Below are 26,085 nucleotides of genomic sequence, written 5' to 3'. Positions count from 1 at the left end.
TTCAGCTCCTTCTTGATTGCCTTCAGTTCTGCAAGATCTTCGAACCCTTCATCACGATGTCGCTGCTCGCCTTCTGATTGATCTTTCCGGAAGCATCGATCGTGATGTCCTTCCCCTTGATCACGATGGTCCCGTCCTTCTTCATCGTGATGCTCGCGCTGCCGGTGGTGATGGAAATGGAATCGCCCGCATCGATCACGAGGTTCTTGCCCACGGAAAGCGAGTCGTCCTTGCTCACGCTGGTGGTCCGGCCCGAACTCACGCTGCGTGACTCATCTGCGCCCACATTCGTCGACAGGTTCGCCCCAACATCCACCGACCGATTGGCCCCGATGCTGCTCGACTGATTCGCCCCCACGCTGATCGTCTGGCTAGCCCCCACTGTCACCGCCTGCATCGCCCCCACCGTGATCTCCTGCGCCGCCCCCACGGTGATGGTCTCGTTGATCCCCACCGTGTGCGTGCGCTGCAGCGCCACGGTGGCCGTCTCGCTCGCGCCGACGGTGATCGTGCGGTTCTGCCCGATGGAGATGGTCTCGTTCTGGTCCACCGTCTCCGTGCGGTTCTGGTGGATCGTGATGGTCTCGTTCTTGTCCACCGTCTCCGTGCGCTGGCCGTGCACCGTGATGGTTTCGTTGTTGTCGACCGTCTCGGTGCGGTCGTGCTTCACATGCGTGGTCTCGTCGTGGTCGATGGTCTTGGTGCGGTCGTGGCCCACCCAGTGGGTCTCGTCGTTCTCGACCTCGATGTCCTGGTTCTTCTCGGCGTGCAGGTACACCTGCTCCGAGCCCTTCTTGTCCTCGAAGCGCAGTTCGTTGCAGTTGGCCGCGCTGCCCTTGGGCGTCGAGCGCGTGCGGAAGCCGCTCTGCGTGTGGGTGCCGAACGGAATGGGCTGGTCGTCGTTGTAGACGCGGCCCACGATCAGCGGCCGGTCGGGGTCGCCGTTCAGGAAGTCGACGATCACCTCCTGGCCGATGCGCGGGCAGAAGTATCCGCCCCAGCCCTTGCCCGCCCAGGGCTGCGACACGCGCACCCAGCAGGTCGACTTCTCGTTGCTCTTGTCGTAGCGGTCCCAGTGGAAGTGCACCTTCACGCGGCCGAAGTCGTCGGCGTGGATCTCTTCGCCCGACGGTCCCACGACGATGGCCGACTGCGGCCCCGGCATCACCACGCGCGGCGTGAGGCGCGGCGGATGGAAAGGCATGTCGACCGGGAACACCGTGAGCAGGAAGGCGCTGGCGCCCAGACGGCCGGCGTCGAGCGACGGCATGCGCGCGGCGATCGCCTCGAACGCCGGCAGGGTGCCGGCCAGCACGGCATCGTCGGCGAGCGCCTCGCGCAGCAGTCGCGTGGGCGGCACGCGCGGCTCCTCGATGTCCGCGCCTTCATAGCCCGGGTGGCTCGCGACGAAGGTGCAGGCGGCGATCACGTAGTCGCTGTCGCGCGTGCCGTCAGGGTCGTTCTCGAACTTGAAGCTGCGGCCCGCGGCCACGTCGGGCCAAGGTGTGAGCGCCCAGTGGCGCTGGCGGCGCGCGCCGATCTCCTCGCCGCGCAGCTTGCCCTTGTCGTCGGCATCGCCGCCGTTGAAGTAGCCCCCCGCGAATTCGAAGGCCTCGAACTCGGCCAGCTCGTGCTTGTCGGGCGTGCCGCCGGCCGCCTCGAGCTTCTTCTTGATCGCCTTGAAGTCGCTGTCGGTGGAGGCGTATTTGCCGGTGTCGAACTGCCGCTCGCTGACCCAGCGCGAGATCTCGTTGAAGCGCGCCTCGGCCGAGTCGCTCGGCACGTAGCGCAGGGTATCCGCCGCGGGCAGCTTGTCGTGCGCCATGTCGCTGGCATCCGACATGTGCATGGTGCCCGGCGCGTCGTGCGCATCGAACCAGTAATAGATACCTTCGTCTTCCAACAGGCGCGATAGAAACTGATAGTCGCTCTCCTGGTGCTGCACGCAGTAGCGGCGCGGCTTGTGCGTGCCGACCACGTTGTCGGTGCGGGTCTTCTTGAAGCGCTTGATGGGACTGTCCTCGAACACCGCGTCGAGCACCTCGAGCACCTTCTTCTCCTGGTGGATGCGTGAATTGCTGCGCTTGGTGAGCAGCCAGAACCACGAGCGCAGCGTGAAGCGGTATTCGAAGTAGCGCCCGGCATGGCCCGCGCGCACGAAGCGCACCGCATGGCCCTGGCAGTGGCGCTCGTGCGTGCCGCCGTCGGCATCCTCGAAGCCGATGACGACGTCGAAGGCCCGGCCGAGGATGTCCTTCGCATCGATGGCCTTGTTCTCCGACAGCACAGTGAGCTCGTAGATCGACGCGCGCGCCAACGCCTCGTGACCCACGATGCGCCAGAACATGAGCTCGTCCGTGACGGGCGAGTCGCTCTCGATTCGGAACTCCTTGTCTGCCATTTTCGGCTTTCTCCCCCATGCGCCTGTACGGCGGCGCAGCCTCTTTGCTTCGGTTCCTCTATGGCGCCAGCAACAGCACCAACGCCTGGCTCGGCACGACGCGCACGCCGGGGCAGTTGGTGCTGTTCTGCAGCGATACGCTGGTCAGGCGCGTGGCGGGCATGCCGTTGAGCAGCACCGTGAACGCGCCCGTGAGATGGCGCGAGGGCCCCATGACCGAGCCGGAGGCCACGCCCATGTTCACGCCCGCGTTGTCGCCATTGGTCATCGGTATGGTGGTGCCCAGGTTGTGCGCCGGCGTGCACATGAAAAGAATGGTCGGGCAGTTCGGAATGGCCATCGGCCCCATCGCGATGTTGGGGTACGGGATGGGCACCGGGCCGGCCGGCGTGGGCGTGAGGCACACGTCGGGAAAGCCCATGTCGGTGCCCATCATCTGCGTGTTGGCGAACATGACGTGCCCCTAGCCCAGGTGGATCTGCGCGCCGCGCGCCTTGACCAGCTTCTCGCCGTCGATCAAGGTGTGTTCGCTGTGGATCTGCAGCAGCTGCTGCGCCTGCAGCTCCATGTGCCCGGCCTGCGTGCGGTCCAGGCCCTCGGTGCTGCGCATGTGCTGCTGGCTGCGGTGCTGAACGCGGTCGAACAGCGTCGATAGCGTTGCGCCGATGGCCTTGACGGCGCTGCCCACGAGGTTGAGGCGCTCGCCCATCGCATCGGCCTGCTCGCAGTTCAGCCGCACCTGGGGCGCAGCCAGCGACAGGGTGTCCCTCGCATCGATGCCGACGCGTTCGGCGTGCAGTTCGAGCGCACCGCGGCTTTGCAGGCGCACGTCCTGCGCGCCGCCGCGCTCGAGCACGGCCATCACCCACCATTGCTGCTGGTCGTCGAGCAGCGCGGCGACGCTGTCTCCCTCCTGCAATGCGACCAGGCAGCTGAAGGCCTGCCGCGCCTGGACCTGCCGCTCGCCGACGCGCAGCGAGACCGCCTGCGGGGAAAGCTCGCGCACCAGGGCGCGGTGCCAGCCGGCCTGGAGGGGGGCGGGCCTGTGCGGCGCGGAGGCCGCACGTCGCGTGGAGAGGGTGGTGGTGCTCATGGGATGTGGCTCGAGGTGATCGGTTGCAGACGGTGCGGCCGCTCAGGCGGGCGCCCATTGTTCGGAGCGGACCAGATCGGCGTCGGTGCCCAGCGCCTGGGTACGGTCGGTGAACTGCGCGTCCTGCAGCTTCGCGCCATGGAAGACGGTGCGAAACAGCGTCGCCTCCCGCAGGTCGGCGCCCTGCAGGTCCGCATGCTTGAAGTCTGCGTAGGTGCAGTCGGCCTGCACGAACAGCGCGCGCGGCAGCGTGGCCTTCGCGAAGTGGCACTGGTGCAGGCGGGCGGCCGCGAAGTCGGCGCCGGGCAGCACGGCCTGCGTGAAGAGCGCCTGCTGCAGCCGGGCCTTGCGAAACCGCACCGACTCGCCGACGACTTCGCAGAAGACGGCTTGCGGCGCATCCACCTCGCTGAAGTCGCAGCCTTCCAGGGTGCTGCCCTGGAAGTTGCATTGCGCGAGATGTGCGCCAGCGAAGCTGCTGCCGCTCATGTCGCAGCCCGAGAACTGGCACGACGCATAGCTGCCGCCGGCGAATTGCTTGTTCTTCAGGCTCACGTTGGAGAAAACGACCCGGGTCATCGGCGCCCCCGTCCACGTCATGCGGTCCAGATCGCACTCGCTCACGACCGTGTGGGTCCAGTGCGACTGGTCGGCGTTGACGTCGATCAGCCTGCTCTTCGACAGCACGGTGGCGTCGAGCTGCGCGCGCTGCATGCCGGCATGGTCGAGCGCGCAGGCGTGCAGCTTGGCCATGCTCATCCATGCATCGCCGAACTGCGCATGCGCGAGGTCGCACTCGTTGAAGGTGGCGGCATGCAGGTTGGCGCCGCGTAAGTCCGCATGGTCCAGCTTGCAGCGGTTGAACACCGCATGGCGCAGGTTGGCGCCGGCAAGGAGGCTGCCTCGCAGGTCGCACTGGTCGAACACGGTCTCGCGCGCGTCGGCTTCGCGCAGGTCGGCGCCGCCCCATGTGCAGCGCGTGAAGATGCCACCGCCAAGAAAGGCCTTGGCATAGTGGCCGCCGCTGAAGTCCTGGGCCTCGAAGGTCTCGCCCAGGCCCGCGCCGAGCGACAGGAGTTCGGCGCTCACTCTCATGGCGCACCTGCGCTTCGGGCTTCGCCGCGGGCCGCGGCGAGTGCCTGCTGCTCGGGCGTGAGCCGCGGCCATGTGCGCGCGCGCGTGATCAGCGCGCCCTCGAACTGGGTGTCGCCGCTCAGGGCCACGCGCGTGAGATCGGCGGCGAACAGGTTGGCCTTGCGGAAGTCCGCACCGATCAGGTCGGCATTCGAGAAGATCGCATCCTGGCAGTTGGTGCCCGCCATGCGAGCGCGGGTGCAGCGCGCCTTGCGAAAGAGCGTGCCCTTGGCGGAGGCCAGCCGCAGGTCGGCGCCCTGCAGGTCGGCCATGCCGAGATTCGCGGCATCGAGCGTGGCCCGGGGGGCGCGCAGCCCCACCGCACTGCACTCCCCGAGGTTGGCACCGCTCATGTCGGCGCCGCCGGCATCCAGCCCGTCGAGCACCGTGCCCTTGGTGAACACCACGCCCCTGGCCTGCGCGCCGACCATGCGCACACCTTGCAGCATGCAGGTGACGAAGCTCGCGGACTGCAGCCTGGCACCGGAGAGATCCACGCCGCGCACATCGCACTCGATGAAGCTCGCCCCGCTCAGGTCGGCTTCTCGCAGGTCGAGCCCCTGCAGGTCCAGCTTGTAGAAGACGGCGCCTGCCAGTTGCGCGCAGCCCCAGTCGGCACTGCCCCATGTGGTTTCGAGCAGGTTCGCGCCGGCCAGGCTGGCGTGGCGCATCTGGGTCTTCGCCATGGCCGTGTGCATCAGCATAGCGCCCCCCAGGTTGGCCCGGTCGAACACCGCGCCGGCCAGCTTCGCACGCCCCAGGTTCGCGCCGGTGAAGTCGGATGCCACTGCGACGCAGTCGCGCATGTCGGCATGGGCCAGCACCGCGCCTGTGAAGTTGCATGCCGAGATGTTGGCGCCGCGCAGGTTGGTGCTCTCCAGCCACGCGCCGGAAAAGTCGAAGCCGCTGAGGTCCAGGCCCGAGAGATCGACGCCCGAGAGGTCGATGCAGGGCAGGGTACGGTGCCCGTGTTCCGCGAGCCACTGCGCTTCCTGCCTGCGCGCCGCTCCTTGCTCTCCTTTCAGGGGATGCGCGGGCGGCTGCATGTGGGCCGACTGCAGATAGCCCAGGCGCTCGGCGCCCTCCTTCTGCCGCAGCCTGGCCAGCAGCTGCGCCTCGGGCATCGGCAGCCTGCCGCCCTGCGCCTTGAGTTCGGCGAGATGGGCGTCGGCGGTGTAAAGCGGCGGCCCGCGATGCACCAGGTCAGCCAGCTTCACCTGGTGTTCGTCCTCGAAGCGCAGGACCTTCTCGAGCTGGGTGACCATGTCGTCCACCGCGGCCCAGTGCTGCTGGTCGGCCTCCTTCTGCTTGGCCTTGATGTACGCGGGCAGCTCGCCCATGCTCGGCGGCTTTTCGCGCACGGGCGCCTTCAGGCCCATGGCATCGGGGTCCTTGCCGCTGGCGATCACCTTCTCGCGCGCCAGGGCCACGTCGATCTCGGCGCGCCGGAACTGTGCATCGCCCTGCAGGCCGTCCATCTTGAAGACGGCGCTGGCCTGCTCGAAATCGGGGTCGGTGGTATCGATGCCCTCGGGCAGCAGGTCGGCATCGTTCAGGCTCTCGATGCCGCCGTGCACCGGGTCCAGCCGCTTCGCGAGCACTTCGGCGTAGTGGGTGTCGCCGCGCGGCTCGCCCAGGCGCTCGACGGCGCACATCAGGTGCGCGATGTCGGTGCCGTCGTACTCGGCCACTTCGGCCAGGCCGTGCCAGACCAGCACCATGCGCTCGGCCTCAGGGAAGAACCACACGGTGGTCAGGCGCATGGGCACTTCCTTGAGCTTGTGCGCATCGGCATGCGCAGCAGCCTGCTCGGGAGGCAGCCGGTAGTTGGCGAACACCCGCACCTTCAGGCCCGGCAGCTTGCCCTGCAGCAAAGGCTTGGCAGGGTGCATGTTCTCCAGCGCGAAGGCTTCGTCGCCGCGCAGGGGCGCATCGAGCCACTGGTCGCGTGGCGCCATGTTGAAGTGGCGCCAGTCGACGTCGGGCGGAAAGCCAGGTGCATGCGTCTTCAGGTAGCTGTCGTCGTAGGTGCCGCGCAGCGCGGCGCGCTGCGGGTGCATCAGGTCCAGCGCGCCGAAGCTCGCGGGCCGCACCACGTCGCCGGGGGCGCTGATGCGCGAATCCGGCAGCTCCAGCAGGGGCAGCAGGTGCACGCCGCCCACGGGCGCCGCGCCCATGCCCTGCATGTTGTCCGCGAAGCCCGGGCCGCCATAGGCGTTGGTCCAGTCCAGCGCCACGGGCCGGTAGGTTTCCGACTGCACGACGCGGTCGCCGTCCCAGTGGCGCGGCGAAAAGGCCAGCACCGACTTGGCCGCAGTGCCGAGCCGCACGCGCGCCACCGCACCCCGCGCCTTCGGATCGGCGGCATGGACGCGTCCGACGACCAGGAACTCGGGCGTCAGCTTGGCGACGCCCTCGTCGATCAGCGGCACGGCCATGAGCTTCGACACGCAGTCCCACATCGACTGCTCGCGCAGCAGGCTGATGGACTCGGACATCGGAACGAACAGCATCGTGCTCAGGCACAGGCCGGCCTTCGACCGGTACTCGATCGGCCTGAAGCTGAGCGCGGCGGTGTTCGGCTTCTGTATGTGCATCTCGCGCGTGCCCCTGCTATTCGGGCGCCGAGGGCAGCGGCTGGCTGCCGGCCGCGGCGGGGGTCGAAACCGGCATCGGCGGCGCCGGCACGGTGCTGCCGGGCGGTGCCGCGGGCCCCGACACCGCATTGACCGGCGCACTCTGCGGATTGCCGTCGGTCGTGAAAGCCGCTGCGCGATCGGCCGGATCGGAATGCAGCCGCATGTTGTCCGGGTTGTACCAGGCCCGGTCGCGCCGCGCGTCGGTGATGGACTTGGCCGCCGCCAGCCGCGCCGACAGGCTGCTGAGCCCGAGGGCCTGCGCCTGTTCGGCGGCCTCGTTCAGCGCCTTCGATGCATTCTCGTACTGCTCGTAGGTCGCATTGACGTCGACCACCGAGGACACGGCCGAGTACGCCACCGCGCCGATCGCGGCTCCGATGGAAGCGCCCATGGCGAATGCTCCGCCCGCGCCGCCGCCGGCACCACCGCCCGGCATGATGACCTTGGCCTGGCGCTGCTCCACGTCCACCGGGGAGATGCTCAGGTCCACGCCCGCGAAGCCGAGCTTGAGGGCCGCCGCCGTCTCCATCTGCAGGGCCAGGCAGGAAGCCATGCTCAGGCCCATCATGGTGTCGATGGAAAGGCCCATGAAGGTGGAGCGCGCCATCCCCATGTTGGCTTCGCTGTTCACGCCGATGTAGCCGCTGGAGTTGGCGCCCAGCACGGTGGTGTTGGAGCCGGCCGAGGTGGCGTTGATGTTGCCCACGGCGATCAGGTTCAGGTCCGAGTTCGACACCGCCTTGATCGCGTTGGAGAAGATGCTGTGGCTTCCGGCCGATGCGTCGGTGCGGTCGGCGTTGGTGGTCATCTTCATCGCACCGACGGAGGCCATCGCGACACTCGCGCCCGATGTCAGGTTGACCGCCCCCACCGAGTTGATCGTGATCGACTGCGAGGTCTGCGAATACGCGCCAACGCTCGTCAGCGCATACGTGGCGTTGGTGTGCACCGACACAGCGCCGTTGACCACCGTGCTCTGCGTGCCCTTGGTGCCGATGGTCTGGTTGCCCAGGGTGGTGGTGAAGGTGTTGTCGTCGAACTTGTTGGTCTGCGCCTTGACCACGTGGTTCATCTGGGTCTTGAGGACCGTGTAGCTTTCCTTGCCCTCGACGGTGACGGTGCGGTCGTTCTGCACCGTCAGGCTCTGGTCGTTCTCGACCACGGTGCCCATGTTCTTCTCGGCGTGGATGTTCAGGGCCTCGCTGCCCTTCTTGTCCTCGAACATGATCTCGTTGTAGTTGTTCACGCCGCCGCCGGGCGTGGAACGCGTCCTGAAGCCGCTCTGCGTGGGCGACTTGTACGGGATCGGCTGGTCGTCGTTGTAGACCCGCCCCACGATGACCGGCCTGTCGGGGTCGCCGTTGAGGAAGTCGACGATCACCTCCTGCCCGATGCGCGGCGCGAAGTAGCCGCCCCAGCCCTTGCCCGCCCAGGGCTGCGACACGCGCACCCAGCAGGTCGACTTCTCGTTGCTCTCGTCGTAGCGGTCCCACAGGAAGTGCACCTTCACGCGTCCGTGGTCGTCCACGTGCAGCTCGTCGCCCTTGGGGCCGACCACGATGGCGGTCTGCGGGCCGGGCATGGTCACGCGCGGCGTGAGGCGCGGCGTGCGAAACATCCGGTCCGCGGGAATCACCGTGAGCAGGAAGGCGCTGCTGCCGGTCTGCGCGGCATGCAGCGCCGGCGTGGCGGCGATCAGTTCCTCCAGCACCTGCAGCGTGTCGGCGTTGACGGCGTCGTCGCGCAGCGCCTCGGCCAGCGCACTGCGCACCGGCTGCGCCACCGTTGCCGCGCTGACGCCTTCGTAGCCCCTGTGGCTGGCGACGAAGGTGCATGCCGCGATGATGTAGTCGCCGTTGCGCGTGCCGTCGGGATCGCCCTCGAACGTGAAGCCGCGGCCCGCGGTGACGTCGGGCCAGGTGGTGATCGCCCAGTGGCGGTCGCGGCGCGCATTGAGCTCGTCGCCGCGCAGCTTGGCGCGGTTCTCGGCATCGTCGCCGGTGAAATAGCCGCCGGGGAACTCGAAGATTTCCAGGCCTGCCAGCTCGTGCGGCGCCGAGGCGTCGATGTCCGAGCCCAGCTTCTTCTTGATCGCCTTGAAGTCGCTGTCCCGCGACGAATGCTTGCCGGTATCGAACTGCCGCCCGCTCACCCAGCGCGAGATCTCGTTGAAGCGCGGCTCGGCGGCGTTGAGGGCCATGTGGCGCAGCGTGTCGGCGGCCGGCAGCTTCTCGTGCGCCATGTCGCTGGCGTCCGAGAGATGCATGGTGCCGGGCGCGTCGTGGGCGTCGAACCAGTAGTAGATGCCCTCGTCCTCCAGGAGGCGCGAGAGAAAGCCGTAGTCGCTTTCCTGGTGCTGCACGCAGTAGCGGCGCGGGTTGTGGGTGCCGACCACGTTGTCGGCCTTGGTCTTCTTGAAGCGCTTGATGGGGCTGTCCTCGAACACCGCGTCGAGCACTTCCAGCACCTTCTTCTCCTGCAGGATGCGGGAGTTCCTGCGCTTGGTGAGCAGCCAGAACCAGGAGCGCAGCGTGATGCGGTACTCATAGTGCCGCCCCATGTGGCCCGACCGCACGAAGCGCACCGCATGGCCCTGGCAGTGGCGTTCGTGGCTGCCGCCGTCGGCATCCTTGAACCCGATCACCACGTCGAAGGCATGCCCGAGGATGTCCTTGGCGTCGATGGCCTTGTTCGTCGAGAGTACCGTGAGCTCATAGGCCGACGGGCGCGCCAGCGCCTCGTGCCCCACGATGCGCCAGAACATCAGGTCGTCCTTGGCGGGTGAATCGCTCTCGATGCGGAACTCGTTGTCGGCCATCTTTTTCTCTTGGGGAGGGATCTCAATCGAAGGCGTAGGTGAAGTCCGCGTCCTTCACATCCAGCGCCACGCGGCGGATCTCGCCGCCCGAGGCCAGCCGCTGCAGGTACTCGACCGAGATCGTCGGCAGCACTGTGTTGGTCAGGATCGCGTCGATCACGCGCCCGCCCGACTCCGGGTCCTGGCAGCGCGCGACCACCTGGTCGACCACCGCGTCGCTGTATTCGAAGGGCACGCCGTGGTTGGTTTCCACGCGCTTCTTGATGCGGCCCAGCTGCAGCCGCACGATCTTCTTCATCATGTCCGGCGACAGCGGGTAGTAGGGAATGGTGACGATGCGGCCCAGCAGCGCGGGCGGGAACACCTTCATCAGCGGCGCCTTCAGCGCATCGGCCAGCGCATTCGGGTCGGGCAGCAGCTCGGGGTCGCGGCACATGCTCATCACCAGCTCGCTGCCGGCGTTGGTGGTCAGCAGGATGATGGTGTTCTTGAAGTCGATCATCCGGCCCTCGCCGTCTTCCATCCAGCCCTTGTCGAAGACCTGGAAGAAGATTTCGTGCACGTCGGGGTGGGCCTTCTCCACCTCGTCGAGCAGCACGACGCTGTACGGGCGGCGGCGCACAGCCTCGGTCAGGATGCCGCCCTCGCCGTAGCCCACGTAGCCCGGCGGCGCGCCCTTGAGCGTGGAGACGGTGTGCGCCTCCTGGAACTCGCTCATGTTGATGGTGATGATGTTCTGCTCGCCGCCGTACAGCGCCTCTGCCAGCGCGAGCGCGGTCTCGGTCTTGCCCACGCCGGAGGTGCCGCAGAGCATGAACACGCCGATGGGCTTCTGCGGGTTGTCCAGCCGCGCGCGCGAGGTCTGGATGCGCCGCGCGATCATCTCCAGTCCGTGCTTCTGGCCGATCACCCGCTGGTTGAGCGTGTCGGCGAGCTTGAGCACCGCCTCCACCTCGTTCTTCACCATGCGGCCCACGGGAATGCCGGTCCAGTCGGCGACCACCGAGGCCACGGCCTGCTCGTCGACCGAAGGCAGGATGAGCGGCGATTCGCCCTGCACCGCGTGGATCTTCGCCTGCAGCTCGTGCAGCTCCGCCAGCAGCGCGGCACGGTCTTCGCCCCCTCCGCCGCTGGGGGAGGATTGGGGCGGGGGCACGTCGGCCTTCGCCCCGCCCTCGGCCTGCGGCGAGTCCACCGGCTTGTTCCCCGCGCGCAGCTTGCTGCGCAGCTCCAGCAGCCGGTCGACCAGCCCCTTCTCTTCCTGCCAGCGCGCGTTCAGCGCATCGAGCTGCACCTTCGATTCGGCCAGCAGCGCGGCCACCTGCGCGGCGCGTTTGGTCACGTCGATGCCGATGGCTTCCTCGCGGCCGATGATCTCCTGCTCCACCGTCAGCCCCTCGATGCGGCGCATGCAGTCCTCCACCTCGGGCGGCGTGGCGTGCTGCGACACGGCCACACGCGCGCAGGCGGTGTCGAGCAGGCTCACGGCCTTGTCGGGCAACTGGCGCGCGGGAATGTAGCGATGGCTCAGCTTCACGGCCGCCTCGATCGCCTCGTCGAGCAGCTGCACGCGGTGGTGCTTCTCGAGCACGCTGGCCACGCCGCGCAACATCAGGATGGCCTTGGTCTCGTCGGGCTCGGGCACCTGCACCACCTGGAAGCGGCGGGTGAGCGCCGGGTCCTTCTCGATGTACTTCTTGTACTCGGCCCAGGTGGTGGCGCCGATGGTGCGCAGGTTGCCGCGCGCCAAGGCAGGCTTGAGCAGGTTGGCCGCATCGCCGGTGCCGGCCGCGCCGCCCGCGCCCACCAGCGTGTGGATCTCGTCGATGAAAAGGATGATGGGCGTGGGCGAGCTCTGCACCTCGTCGATCACCTGGCGCAGGCGCTGCTCGAATTCGCCCTTCATGCTCGCGCCGGCCTGCAGCAGGCCGATGTCGAGGGTGAGCAGCTTCACGTCCTTCAGCTGCGGCGGCACGTCGCCGCGCGCCAGGCGCTGCGCGAAGCCCTCGACCACGGCCGTCTTGCCGACGCCGGCCTCGCCGGTCAGCAGCGGGTTGTTCTGGCGGCGGCGCATGAGGATGTCGACGATCTGGCGGATCTCCTCGTCGCGGCCGGTGACCGGGTCCATCTCGCCCTTCTTCGCCTTCTCGGTGAGGTCGACCGCGAACTTCTTCAGCGCATCGCCCTTGCCCATGGCGGCCGGCGCCATCGCGCCGGACTCCTCGCCGGGCGCGCCGCTGCCCATGCCGGTGCCGTCCTGCGCGCGCATTTGCGCCTCGGGCGAGGCGTCGCAGATCTTCGCGAAGTTGTCGGACAGGTCCTCGACCTTGATCTTCTCGAACTGCTTCGACAGGCCGAACAGCGGGTTGCGCAGGCTCTGCGTCTTCAGCATGCCCACCAGCAGGTAGCCGGTGCGCACCTGCGCCTCGCCGAACTGCAGGGTGGCGTAGGTCCATGCGCGCTCGATGGCGTTCTCGATGTGCGGAGAGAAGTCGCTGATGGCGGTGGCGCCGCGCGGCAGGCGGTCGAGCGCGGCCGTCATGTCCTTGGCGATGACCGACACGTCGAGGCCGTAGTGCTGGATCACGCGGTGCAGGTCGGAGTCCTGCGCCTGCAGCAGCTGCGCGAACCAGTGCTCCAGCTCCACGTAAGGATTGCCCCGCATCTTGCAGAACACGGTGGCGCCTTCGATGGCCTTGTAGGCCAGCGAGTTGAGCTTGCCGAAAAGGGCGGTGCGGCTGATTTCACTCATGAGGGACTCCGTATCTCTTCTGGACGAATGAAGGTGGGCTTGTTGAAAGACTGGCTGGCGATGCGCACGTCGGCGGCATCGCGCGAGCGCCTGCGCTCGCCGAGCCACGACACCCAGCCCAGGCGCGGCGCGCTGCCCTTGGCCGCGCCCAGTCGGGTGGCGGGCACCTGCGCCTTCTCGAGCACGAGCTCGGCATCCCACTCGAGCTCGTCGCCGAGCAGCTGCTGCATCCAGCGCTGCAGCACGGGGCGCGCATCGCCGATGGGCAGGAACATGCGGTACTGCTCGATCGTGAGCGGACCGAGATGCAGGCGCACGCGGTGCTGGCGGTCCCATGCGCGGGTGCCGAGCATGGCGCCCATGCCCATGGCGCGCGAGCTCTCGCCCTGCCCCAGCCGCGTGAGCTCGCCTGCGGGCAGGCTCATCCAGTGGCCGACCCAGCGCTCCAGCTTCACCGGCACGCCGAAGTAGCTGCACAGCACCGACTCCACGCTCTCCACGTTGTGCACGCGGCGAGCGAGCCAGCCCGAGAAGTGCAGCCGCGCGTCGTCGTGGATCTCGTCGCGCCCCACGCGCCCCGGTGCACCGATGCCCACCAGCGCGCCGATCTGCAGGCGGAAGCGGTCCTCGCCCGGCCTGTCCAGCGCCACCGCGGGCCGCGACTGGGCCCACGCGCGGTAGAAGTGCAGCGAGAAGCGGTGCGAGAAGCTGTCGAGAAAGGCCAGCCACGTCGGGTCGCCATGGTTCAGGCTGCGCTCGCGGATGAAGTCGCTCAGGTGCACCGGCAGCGGCCCATTGGGGCCGATGAAGCCGAAGAACTGCTGGCGCAGGCGCGGCGGCGAATGCGCGGTCGCGGGCTCGAAGCGGCTGAAGCTCGCCGGCGCGAAAGAGAGCGACGGTTCCTGCCCCACGCGCACCGGCTCGGCGCCGGGCAGCAGCGCGCGGCCCCAGCGCGGCGTGGTCCTTGCGACCGATTCGAGCCGGCGCATCACCGCGAAGTAGTCGAAGGCCCAGGGCTCGGCCGACCAGCCGCGCAACGCCGCATCGACGCGGGACTGCACGGTGCCACCGCCCTGCTCGGGCGCGCGGGCCGTGCCGGGCGCACCGGCTGCGGCCGCGGCAGCGGTCACAGGATCTGCCGCGTCCCGCACAGCGGCCTCCAGCGCATGGTCTCGCCCTTGCCCGCGATGCGCAGCACGGTCTCGACGAAATGGTTCACCTCCACGTGGCGCGAGAGAAAACGCGCCAGCACGGCACCGAAGAGGAAGCTGCTGTGGCCGTGGAAGGCGTCCTTGTCGACTTCGAGCGTCACCTCCAGCCCGCGGCCGAAGGCGATCGGCCCCTTCATCGGCAGGCGGCGCGCCACCGGCTTGCACTTCACCGACAGCAGCCCGCGCACCTGGCCCTGGCGCATCTCGTCGGCGTGCACCGCGTAGAGCATCAGCGTCTCGCGCAGCGCGGCAGCGCCCTGCTCCGGCGTGCTGTCGGACAGCGACAGGTAGTTGAGCGCGAGGTGGTCGACCACGCGCCAGCCCAGCCCCTGGCTCACCACCGGCGACACCGGCCGCGACGGCCCGCGCACCATGCGCACGCGCTGCACGGGGAAGGAATCGACGCAGTCGAAGTCGTTCTCGCGGCCCAGCGGCATCAGCAGCGGCAGGTCGCGGTTGGTGCACAGCGCGGTCACCGCCAGCTGCCGCAGCGTGGCCGCATACGGCGCCTGCTGCGGATCGACGATCTGCATGTAGACCTCGGAGCCGATGTGGCTGCTGCGGTGCCCCTCGGTGCGCTGGCGCACCGACAGCATGCGCGGCTCGCGCGTGACCGTGAAGTAGGCCGGATGACTCAGGCGGCTGCCGTGGAAGGCCGAGTAGAAGGGCCGGAACGGCTGCTCGGCCGCCGCCGCATCGGCGCCCGGCGTGCCGTGGCCGATGACCTCGGTGACGGTGTGCACCTCGAAGTCCTGCGGCCGCGTGCGGTCGGGCACCAGGTGGAACTGGCTCACGCCCTCGTTCAGCGGCACGCGGTCGAGCCGCTTGCTGAAGAGGTTCACCGCGGGCACGCAGTGCAGCAGCACGTTGTCCGCGCTCACGAGCTTCTCGAGGGCCGCGTCGCCGCGCGAGAAGAGCAGCACGATCTCGACCTCGCCCACCGGCATCTGCGCCAGCAGCGTCTTGAGCCCGCCGATGCGCACGAACTGGAAGCGCTGCGGGAACGCGAAGTACTCCTGCAGCAGCCTGAAGCCCGAGAAGCCGGTGGCGGTGACTGGCAGCAGCGCCTCGTCGTCCTCAAAGCCGACCGCGCCGATGGCGCTCGGCGGCAGGCTGCGCGGCGTGCCCTGCAGCGCGCCGCCCGGCCCCAGCGGCCGCACCAGCACGCCAATGGGCTGGCCCAGCGCGCATTCGTGCAGCTGCCAGGCCACGTCTTCCGCGCCGCCGAAGTGCAGCACGAGGTCGTCGAGCGCGATCTGGCTGAAGTCCAGTCCGGCGGTGGCGCGCAGCACGATGCGCAGGCCGCCGCGGATCGCGCGCGACTGCGGATGCGTGTTCAGCGGCAGGTCGGGCGCGTAGGTGAAGTACTGCGCGCGCTGCACCTCGACGGGCCAGATGCGCAGGGCGCTGGCGGTGCGGAACTCGCAGTGCGTGTTCTGCCCCACCGCCTGCCGCGCGCGCAGGCCGCTGCCGCGCGGCAGGCTCGGGCCGGTGGCGAGGTTGGCGTCGTCGGGGTCTGGCGCGAACGAGACCACCACCATCGCCGGCGTCGGCGCAAGGAAGTGCGGATAGACGATGTCCAGCAGGTGGCCGGTGAAGCGAGGGTATTCGGCATCCAGCTTCAGGCCCACGCGAGCAGAAAGGAACGCAGTGGCCTCGATCAGCCGCTCCACGTAGGGATCGGCCACCTCCTGGCCTTCGATGCCGAGCCGATGCGCGATCTTCGGAAATGCGCGCGCGAACTCCGATGAGCTTTCGCGGAAGTAGCGCAGTTCCTGTTCGTACAGACTCAGCAGTCTGGGGTCCATCACTTCACTCCGGGAAGGCGGCCGCCGCCGGGCCGCCCCAAGGCGGGCCGCGCCTCCCCCTCAGGGGGTGGCGAATTACACGAAGCGCAGCGCAGTGAAAAGCCGGGGGGCTCATAACTTCTGCGCCATGTCCACTATCTCGATTCGACCTTCTTCCAGGTCTACGCGGCTTCGCATCAGGAACTCCAGCGGCACGGGCTGCGCCCACAGCATGCCGCGGATCTGCAGGCCGATGCTGTTGTGCGAGTCAAGTGCCGGGCCCTCCATGATGAGTTCGACTTCGAGTGTTCGGGACAGGATGCGCGGCTCGAACTGCAGGATTGCGTTCTTCAAAGCCTGTTCCATGCTGACACGCTGCACCGACGAGGTGAACTGGCCAGACAGCATAGGCAATCCGTAGTTGATGACCGAGCGCGCCGCATTCGGGTACTGCCTGTCATCCATCGAGAGGCCGTAGCCGGTGGCGTTGAAGAGCCAGCCCAGGTCGCGCAGCACGGCCTGGCGCAGCGCCTGCTTGGTCAGCGTGCGCTTGTCGTCGCTCTCGCGCTTCTCGTCGGGCGCGTTGTCGACGAGGCGGTCGAGCAGCGAAGGCTGCAGCCGCTCCTGCGCGGTGAGCTCAGCCATCGACGGCACCTTCGGCAGGGACCTGGGCCTCGGCTTCGGCGGGCGTGAACAGGATCTCGCGCACGTCCATCAGCGCGTACTCGTTGCCGTCGCTGCTGCTGAGCACGCGCTGGCCATAGCCGGCCCAGACCTCGGGGCGCAGCTCGCGCCACTCGGTCTTGCGTGCGAGGCGCAGTTCGCCGTCTTCCTGCTTCTCGGTGCCTTCGTAGCGCGTGGGAACGAGCGCGAGCGTCTCGCCGCCGTTCTCGAACTGCAGGTGCGCGGGCATCCACACGCAGTCGCGCAGGTCCTCGGGCGGCTCGATCTTGATGTGCGCGAGGCGCGCGTACGGGATCCAGTAGTACTTGCCGTTGACGAAGGCCTCGAGCACCGGGCCCAGGCGCATGTCTGCATCGGCCAGCCACTCGAAGGGCTTGCCGTCGATGGTGCCGCCGATGGCGGGCGCGCCGTCGAAGGCGCGCTGCCGCAGGTCTTCGGCCAGCTCGCTCTCGCCGCGGCCCTGGCGCAGCAGCGACTCGATGAGCAGCGCCAGCCATTCGTCGGGCTGGCCGAAGATCATCGGCGTGCGCGTGCCGGCGAACACCTCGGCGCGCAGGCCCTCGCAGCGCACGGCCTCGCCGTAGACCTGCTTCATGGGCACGGCCAGCGCGTCGAGCTCGGCCGCCACCGTGAGCTGGTTGAGCGCGCGCTCCCACTGCCCCAGCACGCACAGCAGCTGCGCCATGAACACGCGATGCTTGCTGTCCGAGGGCTTGGCGCGCACGTCGTCGCTCAGTGCCTTGAGGGCGGCTGCAGGGTCGGCGGCCTTGAGGAATTCGGCGGCGGTGGTCATGGTGTGCGGCTCCTTGGGGCTGGGCTGATGAACGTGCGGACTTGCGTGCGGACAAGCGTGCGGAGGAAGGGGCGGGGAAACGGGCGGCTCATGCGCGCGTGAACTGGCATTCGCGCACCGCGCCGCGCAGGCCGGTGGTCTTCTGCGGGGCCGAGCGCACCTTCACCGTGCGGTAGCTGATGGAGATCAGCTCCGAGGGCACGCCCCAGTGGCCGCCCGAGCTCAGCACCAGCCGGCAGATGCGCGCGTTCTCCAGCACCATCTCGAAGGTCGACTGCGCATCGGGCGAGCGTTCGTCGCCGCCGGACTTGAAGGCGCTGATCATCACCTTCAGGTCTTTCTCCTGCGCGCGCAGCAGGCTGGCGATGGTGGCGGTGGCCGCGTCGCTGCGGCGCGCGACGATCAGGTTGTTGGGCACCACCTGGTTCTGGCTGGAAGACTCCGGCACCTGCACCGACCAGTAGTAGCCGCCGATGCTCAGGCGCGCCTTGCCGTCGTCGAAGCTGCGCTCCAGCTCGCCTTCGACGGGCGCGCCCTTGTTCTCGATCAGCATGACCAGGTCGGTCTCGGACGAGCCGGTGCCGATCAGTTCATAGAACTGGCGGGCGTCTTCAGGGCTCCAGGAGCCGTCGTCTAGGAATGCCATTTCTCACCTCCGGAAATCGATGGAACAAAAAAGATGAAATGAAGACCTCATGGCTTGGCCCCCGCGTCCGCCGTGCCGCTCCTGCGCAGCAGGGCCGCGAACACCTGGCGCTCGGCGCTCTCGGCCGGCGGCTGCCCGCCGCGCACACGCACTTCCGACACGTCGGCCTGCGCCTGGCCCACGCCGAAGAGGCGCGGCGCGCTGTAGGGCGTGGCGGGCACGGCCATGACCAGCAGGCGCGCGTCGCCCGCCGCATCGAGCCAGGGCAGGTCGAAGCGCTTCACCGAGGGCTGCTCGGGCGTGCCGCGCTTGAAGCGGTTGGTTTCGCCGGACTCGTCGGGGTACACCGACTGCAGGTTGCCGCGCGCATCGATACCGGCGATGACGAGGTCGAGCGAGCGGCCGCTGGTGTTGCGCACGTTCAGGCGCACGCGCTCGCCGGCGCGCGCGGCGGGCAGCGCGTTGGCCGTTTGCGCAACCGGCACGCTGCGCAGCAGGCGCTCGCCGCTCCAGACCTCCAGCGCGGCATCGAAGCCGTCGAGCTGGCCGTCCTTGCCGTAGCCCTGCAGTTGCGAGAGCCACTTGAGCTGCGCCAGCGCCTGCAGGCGGCGGCGCAGTGCGGCGGTGTCGGGCAGCACCACGGCGGAGACGCTCGCACCGAAGAGCGGCGCGAGCAGTTCGAGGCGCTGGCCCGAGGGGCCGAGGTCGGTCCAGCGCACGTCGGCGGTGGCCGCGTCGTCGACCGCACGGATCGCGGCCGGGTAGTCGAGGCTGAGGCCGGCGGGCAGCGGCTTGTCGGCACGCACGCGCAGCGCGGTGGCAGCCGGCTCGCTCATCGGCGTGGCGCTCCAGAAGGCGCTGCCCGGCACGTCCTTCAACGCGGCGGGCACGCCGAGCCATGCGCCGCCGAGCTTGATCTGCGCCACGGCGGCGGTCGCCCCGCGCACGGTGCCGTCGTCGAGCGTCGCGAGCACGCGCAGCTCCTGCTGCTGCGCCAGGCCGTCGAGCAGGCCGGCCTTGATGGCCAGGCTGTCGCCGCTGCGCTGCGCGCGCCACACCGGCCGCGTGGATGCGGGAGCGCCGCTGTTGGCGAACAGCGGCGCGTCGAGGTTGCCTTCGGCCACCGGCGATGGAAGCTCGCGCGTGGGGAAGCGCTGCGACAGCTCGTCGATGACCGGCGGATACAGCGCGAGCACGCCGTCGAAGAGCTCACGCCACGTGGCGGGTCTTCGGGAGAGGGCCTCGACCATCGCCCAGGTCAGCAGTCCCTGCGGCCTGGCGTTGCGCGCCTTGCGCGGCAGGCGCAGCTCCGGCGTGATCTGGTGGCTCTCGGATGCGAAGAAGGCGACGTAGCGTGCGCGCGGCACGGCCTCGGCCGGCAAGGGCGGTGAAAGCTGCCGGGCAGGTGGCGCGCCGCCGACGAGTTGCGTCGCACGCAATCCGCGCCAGCGCACTTCGTCGTCGGGCGGACCTTCGGCGGTGGGCGGCGCATCGGCGGTGCCGCGCGTCATCGAGTTGGCGGAGCAGGTGTCGAACACCGAGGCCACGAACACGTTCTTCGCGAGGAAGGACTGGATCCACGCGTCGAAGTCGACGTCGCGCAGGTCGCCCGCGAGTGCGTTGTCGCTGCCCAGCGTGCCGCGCACGTCGCGCGCGAGGAAGTTCTCCGACAGCCCGTCGGGCTCCTGGTAGCGCTTGACGATGTCACGCAGCCGCGTGCCGTGGCCGGAGAAATACAGCAGCACGAAGTCGCCGCTCCTCGACTGCGCGAGCAGCTTCGCCAGCGCCTCGTGGATGGCCTGCGACTCGGGCAGCGCCGCGCCGCTCACGCCGTCGGCGAGCACGGCGATGTCGGAAGAGCCGAAGCCCTGCTTCAGCAGCGCATCGCGCATCAGCATTACGTCGTTGCGCGGCGCCTGCAGCCACAGCGCCTGCGGCTGGTTGACCAGCTCCGAGACGCCGACGAGCAGCGCGCGCTGCGTGGCGAAGGCGAGGCTGCCGCAAGCGCACAGCCACAGGATGAGCAGCGCCTGCAGCAAGCGCAGTTGCCTCGTGCCTTCCGCCATCGAAGGAAGCCTGCGCTGCTGTCTTGCTTCTTTCCACTCCGGGGGACGGTCGGGCTGGCGACACGCAGGGCGGCCGATGCGTACGCCGCGTGTCCCCACCCCTGCCCTCCCCCAGAGCGGGAGGTAGGAAGACGGGCGGGCGCCGCGAGTCATGGCCGCTGCTCCCCGGCAGGCCCGAGCGGCCCTGCCGATTCGACCAGCGGCGAGGCCGCGAGCACGGCCAGGGCCTCGACAGGCTCCGGCACGCGCAGGCGCCATGCACCTTCGCCGCCCAGCCCGCCCACCACATCGGCCGAGATGGACTGCAGCAGCCGGTCGGCCTCGTCCATGCGCACGCCGGGCTTCCAGCGCACGACGAGGTCGGCGCGCGCCGGCGCGGCCGCGGGCGCTGTGGGCACGGCGCGGAAGCGCACTTCGTCGTCCTCGGGCGCATCTCTCCCGCCGATGAGGCCGACGTTCTGGATCACCACGACCAGCGCCAGCACGGCAAAAGCCGGGCGAGCCCAGCCTTCGGCGCCGAACCAGCGGCGGATGCTGCCCCACCAGCCGCCCTCGGGACCGGGCTGCGGCCGCGCACGCGGCGGTGAAGGCGAAGAGGAAGTGGCCGAAGCGGAAGGCGAAGCCTCGCCGGCCTGGGGCCGCGTCAGCGCGGTGCCTAGCTCCAGCCCGACGTCGCGGTACAGGTCCTGGTAGTCGGTGCGCGGGTCTTCCGGTCCGAGCGGCGTGCCCGACAGCACCGAGAAGACGCCGCCGCCCACGCCGCGCAGCGCGATGCGCCCGGGCTCCGGCGCGATGGCCGGCGCCGCGCGCGCGGCCCATTCGTCGTGCACCGCGCGGATGGCCGCGAGCCGAGGGGCCGATATCTCGCCCAGCACGCGCGCACACAGCTGCGGACTGGGTTCGAGCGTGATCACGTTCCATGTCTGGATCACGCCGAACATCGGCTCGAAGGGCTCGTCCTCGGGCTCCAGCAGCACGTCGAAGGCACCGGCCCAGTCGGCCTCGCCGGCGGCCATCCAGCCCTGCCAGAGGTCGTCGTGGATGCACCGGTCCAGCAGCACGCCGAGAAGCCGGCCGCGGTAGATCACGCTGACGAGGCGGCCCGGCGCCCAGCGGGCCGGGAAGGCGCGCTGGGCGACCGCCTCGCGGCGCCGGGCCAGTTCGGTGAGGGGCAGGAGCAGGTCGGACGCTGCTGCTGCTGCGGCGGCGGGCGCGGCAGTCGTTCCCGGCGGCGATCCGGGCATGGCCACGGTGGCCGTGGCGGGCGTGCCTTCGAGCCCGGCGTCCGGCATCGCGGCCGCGCCGGTCGTTTCCAGCGCGTGGCGTATCACGCTGAGCGGGGGCCAGAGGTCGTGGGTCATGGCGTCTGTTCCTGAATGGCTATGTCTTCAGGCGTAAGACGCTTCAGCACCGAGGATTTTGAAAACCTGCAGGATCGCCGCCATGTTGTCGGGCTCGATGGCGATGCCCAGCGTCTGCTGCAGCCAGCCGCCGAGCCGGGTCTTGGCGTAGTCCGCCGTGAGCCCCTCGCGCTTGTGCACGAGGCCCAGTCGGCCCGCGCGGTAGTGGTAGGAGGCGATGGCATGCCGCGAGGCGATGCCCGAGAGCCCGCCTTCGGCCTCCTTGCCGAAGCCCTCGCACAGCAGCAGCCGCTCGGGCTCGGGCAGCCCGGCGATGAACTCGCGCGCGGCCTGCTGCACGGCCTGCATGCTCAGGCCGTGCTCGGCGAGGCAGCCTTCGAGGTCTTCGTCGGGGCCGATCTCGTCCTCCAGCTGCGCCTCGGTGATCTGGTCGCCGATGGAGAGCTTGCGGCGGAAGGCGCTCGCGCGCGTGCAGTCGATGAGGTAGCGGCGGAAGTAGGCGCACAGCGCGAAGGCGGTGGACGGCGCGCTGTGGCCCGCGCGCTCGTCGGCCTCGTCGGGGTCGGCATCGAGCCGCAGCACCTTCACGTAGATGAACTGCGCCACCAGCTCCTGCCGGCCCTCGCCCAGCGCCTGCAGCTCGGGCGGGTTGCAGGCCGCCAGCGCCCCGCCGACGATGCGGTACATGTCGCCCATCTCGCCGGGCGACAGCGTCTGGCGCCGCCGCCACAGGCGAACGAGCTCGCTGCTCTCCGCGGACGACAGCGTCTCGATCATGGGCTCACCCCCAGGCTGCGCGCACTTCGTGTCGCTTCGCCAACCCCCTTGCAGGGGGCAACACCGGCGGCCCGGCAGAGCCGGTTCCGCGGTGTTCCCCGAACGGGCCTGGCTTCGCCGGCCAGCGGGATGACCATTGGCCAGGGGGCTTGCATCCTTCGATCCTTCAGTCGTCGACGCAGCTGCCTTCGGATGGCACCAGGCACTGCGGCAGGTTCGCGCCCACCGGTCCGCCGCGCGTGCGGATGGTCGAGGACACGGCGGCCTGCGCCACCGCGAGGCCGCGCGGCAGCAATATCCAAAGCTGGCCGCGCTCCTTCATGCGACGCGCGTTGGTCGCGGCCTGCTGGCCGTTGCCGAAGAAGTAGTCGGCGCGCACCGCGCCGCGGATGGCGCCGCCGGTGTCCTGCGCGATGGTCAGGCGCTGCATCGGCGCACCGCTGCCGGGCGTGCGCGTGGAGACGAACACCGGATAGCCCAGCGGCGTGCTGCGCGGATCGACGGCGATGGAACGCCCCGCCGACAGCGGCACGCCGAAGGCCCCCACCGGTCCGCCCACGGGCGAAGGCGATTCCTTGAAGAACACGTAGCTCGGGTCCTTGATGCCCGAGCCGCTCACCGCGCCGGCCGCCGGACGCCGCCCCGGCACCACCACCGGCCCGCTGGCCACCGGCCGCGCGAGCGTGAAGCCGCGCGTGCGGATGGTGCCGTCGGCCACCCCGCCGATGTCGCTGTCGTCGTCGCCGTCGTCGAGCTGCAGTTCGATGGACGAGCCGCGCACCTTCACCGGGCTGCGCGGCTTGCCGTTGGCGGCCTGCGCGAGCGTCGGGCGGAAGGGCTGGCCGTTCTGCTCGGCATAGGCCACGCGCACGATGTCGCCGTTGGCCATGCGGATGCGGCCCGAACCCTGGATCTGCATCTCGTACAGCGCGGTGGCGCTGCTCACGAAGGCCAGCACCTTGGCGTTGGGCGCGCCCTTGGTCTCGATCTCCTCGCGCGTGTAGTACGGCAGCAGCTGCTTGCCCTCGATGCGCAGGCGCACCTTGCGGTCGAGCGTGTCGCGCGAGATGGCCGAGAGGTCCAGCGCATAGAGGCCCGGCGCGCCCATGTCGCGCGTGCTCAGGCCGGTCTGCACCACCACGTTGCGGCCTTCGACGCGGGCCGCCACGGTGCCGTTGCCCGGCGGCAGCTTGCGCGCGTCGGCGAAGAGCATGTCCTCGGGCTGGCCGTACACCGGGTAGATGAAGGGTGCGCCGTACTGGCGAGCGCCCGCGATCTCGGGCTCGAAGTAGCCGGTGACCACGCCGTCGGGACGGCGGTCGTCGTCGCGGATCTGGTAGGCCGAGAACTCGCTCTCGAAGAAGCCCCGGATCGCGTTGTTGTTCTTGCCGTCGACCTTCTGCGCGCGGTCGCACACCGACCTCCATTCGGCGCCGCGGCCGTTCAGCACCTTGCAGCTGCCGAGGAAGGCGGGCCAGCTCTCCGAGAAGTCGTCGCGCGACCATCCCGGCACCGAGTCGAAGCTCACCGAGGTGTAGGTGGCGAGCTGCGTCGAGAAGGTGCGGGCCTGGCCGGCCAGGCTCGCGCCGGGAGGCGGGCGCGACGCTGCGGAGTCGGTGCTCGCGGGCGTGGGGGCGGCAGCGGTGTCGGTGGCGGCTGGCGGAGGCGCGGCGCAACCGGCCAGCGATGCGATGGCGGCCGCGACGCTCCAGCGGAGCGCGCGGGCGAAGCGGTCGCCGTGCCGCCGGGATGGCTGTTGTTGTTCTCGTTGTTGTCGTTGCTGCTGCTTCTGCGGTTGCGATGCGGTCATCATGAAAGCCTCCTTGTCCTGAGAGTCACGGCACGAAGGCCGACGCTCTGCAGACGATTACTTCTCGACGATTTTGAAATTGCCGACGCCGTAGACGTCGTTGCATGGGGTGTTGGGCGCACACACCGGCTTGCCCAGCAGCGGCGACGGACCGGTGCCGCGCGTGGCCTCCAGGGCGGCGAGAACGGGCAGCGGGAACACGGGGAACACGCCGTCGTTCTGCACGCCGGCGGCGCTGAAGTCGCGCTCGTGCTCGCTCACCAGCACCGCGAACTGGTCGGTGCCTGCCGGCCCGCCCGCGTCCATCGGCCAAGAGGCGCGCGGCAGCGACAGCGTGCCGCCCGCGGTGATCTTGTTGTACTTGTCCAGCAGGTTCGGGAACAGCAGGAACATCTCGCCGCCGCTCGAGAGAAGAAACACGTAGACGAAGCCCTCGCGCTTGCTGCGGACCTCGAAGGCGAGCCGGTCCTTGCCGATCGCGACCTCGGCCTTCTTCGGCGTGGCCGTCACGTCGAAGCCCGGCGTGGCGCCGGTCGCGAGCGACTGCAGCGACTCGGCCGGCGTGCGCGGCGCGGGAGGTGGCGCGGGCGCAGGAGGTGGTGGAGGCGGCGGCGGCGATGGCGCCTCCGCGACCTTGGTGTCGGGAGGCGGTGCCGGCGTGCTGGTGACCACCGGCTTGTCGTCCGCGCCGCCGCGCCCCTGGAACCACCACCATCCGCCGCCGGCCGCCACGGCAAGCAGGGCGACGCCGGCCAGGGCGATGGCCGTCTTGCCGCCGCCGCTGCCGGTGTTGCCCTTGCCGCCCTTGTTGCCCGCCGGCGCGGGCGCAGCGGCGGGCGCCTTCGCCCCGCCGCCCGGCTTGCCGGCGATGACCGTGGCCGCATCCGCATTCGAGCCCATCGACGTACGTCCGCCCGACGAGGACGACGGCGGCTGCGTGCGCGGCACCGGCGCGATGCTGTGCCCCACTTCCAGGTCGAGCGCTGCGCGCAGATCCGCCATCGACTGCGGCCGCTGCTCGGGCCGCACGCCCAGCCCCGCATCGATCGCCTCCAGCAGCCGCGGGCTGTAGCGCTTGCGCAGGATCTCGTTGCCCGCGAGCGGCACGTAGCTGTCGGACAGCAGGCGCGCCACCGAAGGCGGCGGCGCACGGCCGCACACCGCCACGTGCATCACCGCCGCGAGCGCGTACACGTCGGTCCATGCGCCCTGCGACATGTCGGGCATCTCGGCGTACTGCTCGATCGGCGCGTAGCCCGGCTTCAGGATCACCGTGATCGCCTGCGTCTTGTCGGTGATCACGCGCCGCGCCGCGCCGAAGTCCAGCACCACCGGCCGGCCCGAGCCTTCGAGCAGGATGATGTTGTCGGGCGCGATGTCTCGGTGGTAGCAGTTGGCGTTGTGCATCACCGCGAGCGCCTGCGTCACGCCGTCCATGATGCGGATCAGCCAGGCCTCGTCGACGCCCGCGGGAATCGACACGAGCGCCTCGCGCAGCGTCTCGCCGCGGTAGAAGGGCATGACCATGTAGGTCGTGCCCTTTTCCTGCCAGAAGCGGTAGACCTTCAGCAGCGACGGGTGGTCGAACTGGGCCAGCAGGCGGGCTTCGTTGATGAAGCTGCGCATGCCGAGGTCGAAGGTTTCGCGGTGTCTTTCCGACAGCGGAACTACGGTGCCGTCGCTCTGCCTTGCCGACAACGAAGTCGGAAGGTATTCCTTGATCGCTACGACGCGCTCCAGGGTGTGGTCCCAGGCTTCGTAGACGACGCCGAAGCCACCCTGGCCGATGACTCTTGTGATCTCGAATTCGGCCAGGCGGCTGCCTACGGGGAGGAGGCCTGCCTCCGTTGCGCCGGTGGCTGGGCTCGTTACCGGGGTCGAGCCTGGCCTGCTCGTGGGGGCGCCTGCCGTGATTACTGTGGCCGAGGTGTCGCCTGTTGTCGTTGGTTGCGACGGCGGGGTTGATTTGGGGACTACGCGGGTGCGGTCGTCTTCGTTGGAGTCGGTCATTGACTGGCTCCTTCTTTGGTTGCTTGTTGGGTGGCTTGTCGTGTTTGCTTCCCGGGGCCGGGTCTCGGCCCGGCGGCCGACTCACTTTCTTTTGCTTCGCCAA

General features: G+C 69.5%; 17 protein-coding genes. All 17 read right to left on the bottom strand.

Going from position 1 to position 26,085, the window contains the following annotated elements; all coding sequences use genetic code 11:
* Window positions 1-22 precede the first annotated feature (22 nt).
* The 17 genes from ACTJLF_RS32245 to ACTJLF_RS32165 all read right to left on the bottom strand — a co-directional run bounded on the left by ACTJLF_RS32245 (window position 23) and on the right by ACTJLF_RS32165 (window position 25,982).
* A complete protein-coding gene (locus tag ACTJLF_RS32245) occupies window positions 23-2,401 on the bottom strand; it encodes a type VI secretion system Vgr family protein (RefSeq protein WP_440884695.1) in 2,379 nt (792 codons plus the stop codon).
* Window positions 2,402-2,459: 58 nt separating this feature from the next.
* On the bottom strand, window positions 2,460-2,855 hold the full coding sequence (locus ACTJLF_RS32240) for a DUF4150 domain-containing protein (RefSeq protein WP_019655699.1): 396 nt from the start codon (window positions 2,853-2,855) through the stop codon (window positions 2,460-2,462).
* Window positions 2,856-2,864: 9 nt separating this feature from the next.
* A complete protein-coding gene (locus ACTJLF_RS32235; protein WP_145760132.1) occupies window positions 2,865-3,494 on the bottom strand; it encodes a DUF3540 domain-containing protein in 630 nt (209 codons plus the stop codon).
* A gap of 42 nt (window positions 3,495-3,536) precedes the next feature.
* A complete protein-coding gene (locus ACTJLF_RS32230) occupies window positions 3,537-4,589 on the bottom strand; it encodes a pentapeptide repeat-containing protein (protein ID WP_440884694.1) in 1,053 nt (350 codons plus the stop codon).
* Window positions 4,586-7,225: a DUF2169 family type VI secretion system accessory protein gene (locus tag ACTJLF_RS32225; protein WP_440884693.1), complete on the bottom strand. Its 2,640-nt coding sequence runs from the start codon at window positions 7,223-7,225 to the stop codon at window positions 4,586-4,588. Before ACTJLF_RS32225 ends, ACTJLF_RS32230 begins: the two co-directional genes overlap by 4 nt.
* Window positions 7,226-7,241: 16 nt before the next feature.
* Window positions 7,242-10,085: a type VI secretion system Vgr family protein gene (locus ACTJLF_RS32220; protein ID WP_132802589.1), complete on the bottom strand. Its 2,844-nt coding sequence runs from the start codon at window positions 10,083-10,085 to the stop codon at window positions 7,242-7,244.
* Between the two features lie 22 nt (window positions 10,086-10,107).
* The gene (gene tssH, locus ACTJLF_RS32215; RefSeq protein WP_126183929.1) at window positions 10,108-12,837 is read right to left on the bottom strand and encodes a type VI secretion system ATPase TssH; all 2,730 of its coding nucleotides are present in this window, start codon (window positions 12,835-12,837) and stop codon (window positions 10,108-10,110) included.
* Complete coding sequence (gene tssG, locus ACTJLF_RS32210; protein ID WP_440884692.1) at window positions 12,834-13,967, bottom strand: type VI secretion system baseplate subunit TssG; 1,134 nt, start codon at window positions 13,965-13,967, stop codon at window positions 12,834-12,836. Before tssG ends, tssH begins: the two co-directional genes overlap by 4 nt.
* On the bottom strand, window positions 13,964-15,856 hold the full coding sequence (gene tssF / locus ACTJLF_RS32205; RefSeq protein WP_440884691.1) for a type VI secretion system baseplate subunit TssF: 1,893 nt from the start codon (window positions 15,854-15,856) through the stop codon (window positions 13,964-13,966). Before tssF ends, tssG begins: the two co-directional genes overlap by 4 nt.
* A gap of 111 nt (window positions 15,857-15,967) precedes the next feature.
* The gene (gene tssE, locus ACTJLF_RS32200) at window positions 15,968-16,480 is read right to left on the bottom strand and encodes a type VI secretion system baseplate subunit TssE (RefSeq protein WP_019655691.1); all 513 of its coding nucleotides are present in this window, start codon (window positions 16,478-16,480) and stop codon (window positions 15,968-15,970) included.
* Window positions 16,473-17,312, bottom strand: coding sequence for a type VI secretion system accessory protein TagJ (locus tag ACTJLF_RS32195; protein ID WP_126183931.1), 840 nt, complete (start codon window positions 17,310-17,312; stop codon window positions 16,473-16,475). Before ACTJLF_RS32195 ends, tssE begins: the two co-directional genes overlap by 8 nt.
* An 88-nt stretch (window positions 17,313-17,400) precedes the next feature.
* The gene (locus ACTJLF_RS32190; protein WP_019655689.1) at window positions 17,401-17,958 is read right to left on the bottom strand and encodes a type VI secretion system tube protein Hcp; all 558 of its coding nucleotides are present in this window, start codon (window positions 17,956-17,958) and stop codon (window positions 17,401-17,403) included.
* Window positions 17,959-18,005: 47 nt separating this feature from the next.
* Window positions 18,006-20,024, bottom strand: a complete 2,019-nt coding sequence (locus ACTJLF_RS32185; RefSeq protein ID WP_440884690.1) for a caspase family protein — start codon at window positions 20,022-20,024, stop codon at window positions 18,006-18,008.
* 149 nt (window positions 20,025-20,173) lie between these two features.
* Window positions 20,174-21,385 (bottom strand): hypothetical protein, encoded by a 1,212-nt coding sequence (locus tag ACTJLF_RS32180; RefSeq protein ID WP_440884689.1) that lies wholly within the window; start codon window positions 21,383-21,385, stop codon window positions 20,174-20,176.
* Window positions 21,386-21,412: 27 nt separating this feature from the next.
* Entirely contained in the window at window positions 21,413-22,162 is a 750-nt protein-coding gene (locus ACTJLF_RS32175) for a hypothetical protein (RefSeq protein WP_440884688.1), read from the bottom strand.
* A 166-nt stretch (window positions 22,163-22,328) separates the two neighbouring features.
* Window positions 22,329-23,975: a murein transglycosylase A gene (mltA, locus tag ACTJLF_RS32170; RefSeq protein ID WP_440884687.1), complete on the bottom strand. Its 1,647-nt coding sequence runs from the start codon at window positions 23,973-23,975 to the stop codon at window positions 22,329-22,331.
* A 54-nt stretch (window positions 23,976-24,029) separates the two neighbouring features.
* Window positions 24,030-25,982, bottom strand: coding sequence for a protein kinase domain-containing protein (locus ACTJLF_RS32165; RefSeq protein WP_440884686.1), 1,953 nt, complete (start codon window positions 25,980-25,982; stop codon window positions 24,030-24,032).
* Window positions 25,983-26,085: the final 103 nt, after the last annotated feature.

Origin of the sequence: Variovorax sp. 22077, assembly GCF_052044195.1 — a bacterium.
Classification (GTDB): domain Bacteria; phylum Pseudomonadota; class Gammaproteobacteria; order Burkholderiales; family Burkholderiaceae_C; genus Variovorax; species Variovorax atrisoli.
Note: the sequence above shows the minus strand (reverse complement) of the source record. Positions and strands in the feature narration are given on the sequence as shown.

Coding starts and splice junctions, on each gene's coding strand:
- ACTJLF_RS32245 (WP_440884695.1), bottom strand. CDS start 2,401: ATGGCAGACAAGGAGTTCCGAATCGAGAGCGACTCGCCCGTCACGGAC.
- ACTJLF_RS32240 (WP_019655699.1), bottom strand. CDS start 2,855: ATGTTCGCCAACACGCAGATGATGGGCACCGACATGGGCTTTCCCGAC.
- ACTJLF_RS32235 (WP_145760132.1), bottom strand. CDS start 3,494: ATGAGCACCACCACCCTCTCCACGCGACGTGCGGCCTCCGCGCCGCAC.
- ACTJLF_RS32230 (WP_440884694.1), bottom strand. CDS start 4,589: ATGAGAGTGAGCGCCGAACTCCTGTCGCTCGGCGCGGGCCTGGGCGAG.
- ACTJLF_RS32225 (WP_440884693.1), bottom strand. CDS start 7,225: ATGCACATACAGAAGCCGAACACCGCCGCGCTCAGCTTCAGGCCGATC.
- ACTJLF_RS32220 (WP_132802589.1), bottom strand. CDS start 10,085: ATGGCCGACAACGAGTTCCGCATCGAGAGCGATTCACCCGCCAAGGAC.
- tssH (WP_126183929.1), bottom strand. CDS start 12,837: ATGAGTGAAATCAGCCGCACCGCCCTTTTCGGCAAGCTCAACTCGCTG.
- tssF (WP_440884691.1), bottom strand. CDS start 15,856: ATGGACCCCAGACTGCTGAGTCTGTACGAACAGGAACTGCGCTACTTC.
- tssE (WP_019655691.1), bottom strand. CDS start 16,480: ATGGCTGAGCTCACCGCGCAGGAGCGGCTGCAGCCTTCGCTGCTCGAC.
- ACTJLF_RS32195 (WP_126183931.1), bottom strand. CDS start 17,312: ATGACCACCGCCGCCGAATTCCTCAAGGCCGCCGACCCTGCAGCCGCC.
- ACTJLF_RS32190 (WP_019655689.1), bottom strand. CDS start 17,958: ATGGCATTCCTAGACGACGGCTCCTGGAGCCCTGAAGACGCCCGCCAG.
- ACTJLF_RS32185 (WP_440884690.1), bottom strand. CDS start 20,024: ATGGCGGAAGGCACGAGGCAACTGCGCTTGCTGCAGGCGCTGCTCATC.
- ACTJLF_RS32180 (WP_440884689.1), bottom strand. CDS start 21,385: ATGACCCACGACCTCTGGCCCCCGCTCAGCGTGATACGCCACGCGCTG.
- ACTJLF_RS32175 (WP_440884688.1), bottom strand. CDS start 22,162: ATGATCGAGACGCTGTCGTCCGCGGAGAGCAGCGAGCTCGTTCGCCTG.
- mltA (WP_440884687.1), bottom strand. CDS start 23,975: ATGATGACCGCATCGCAACCGCAGAAGCAGCAGCAACGACAACAACGA.
- ACTJLF_RS32165 (WP_440884686.1), bottom strand. CDS start 25,982: ATGACCGACTCCAACGAAGACGACCGCACCCGCGTAGTCCCCAAATCA.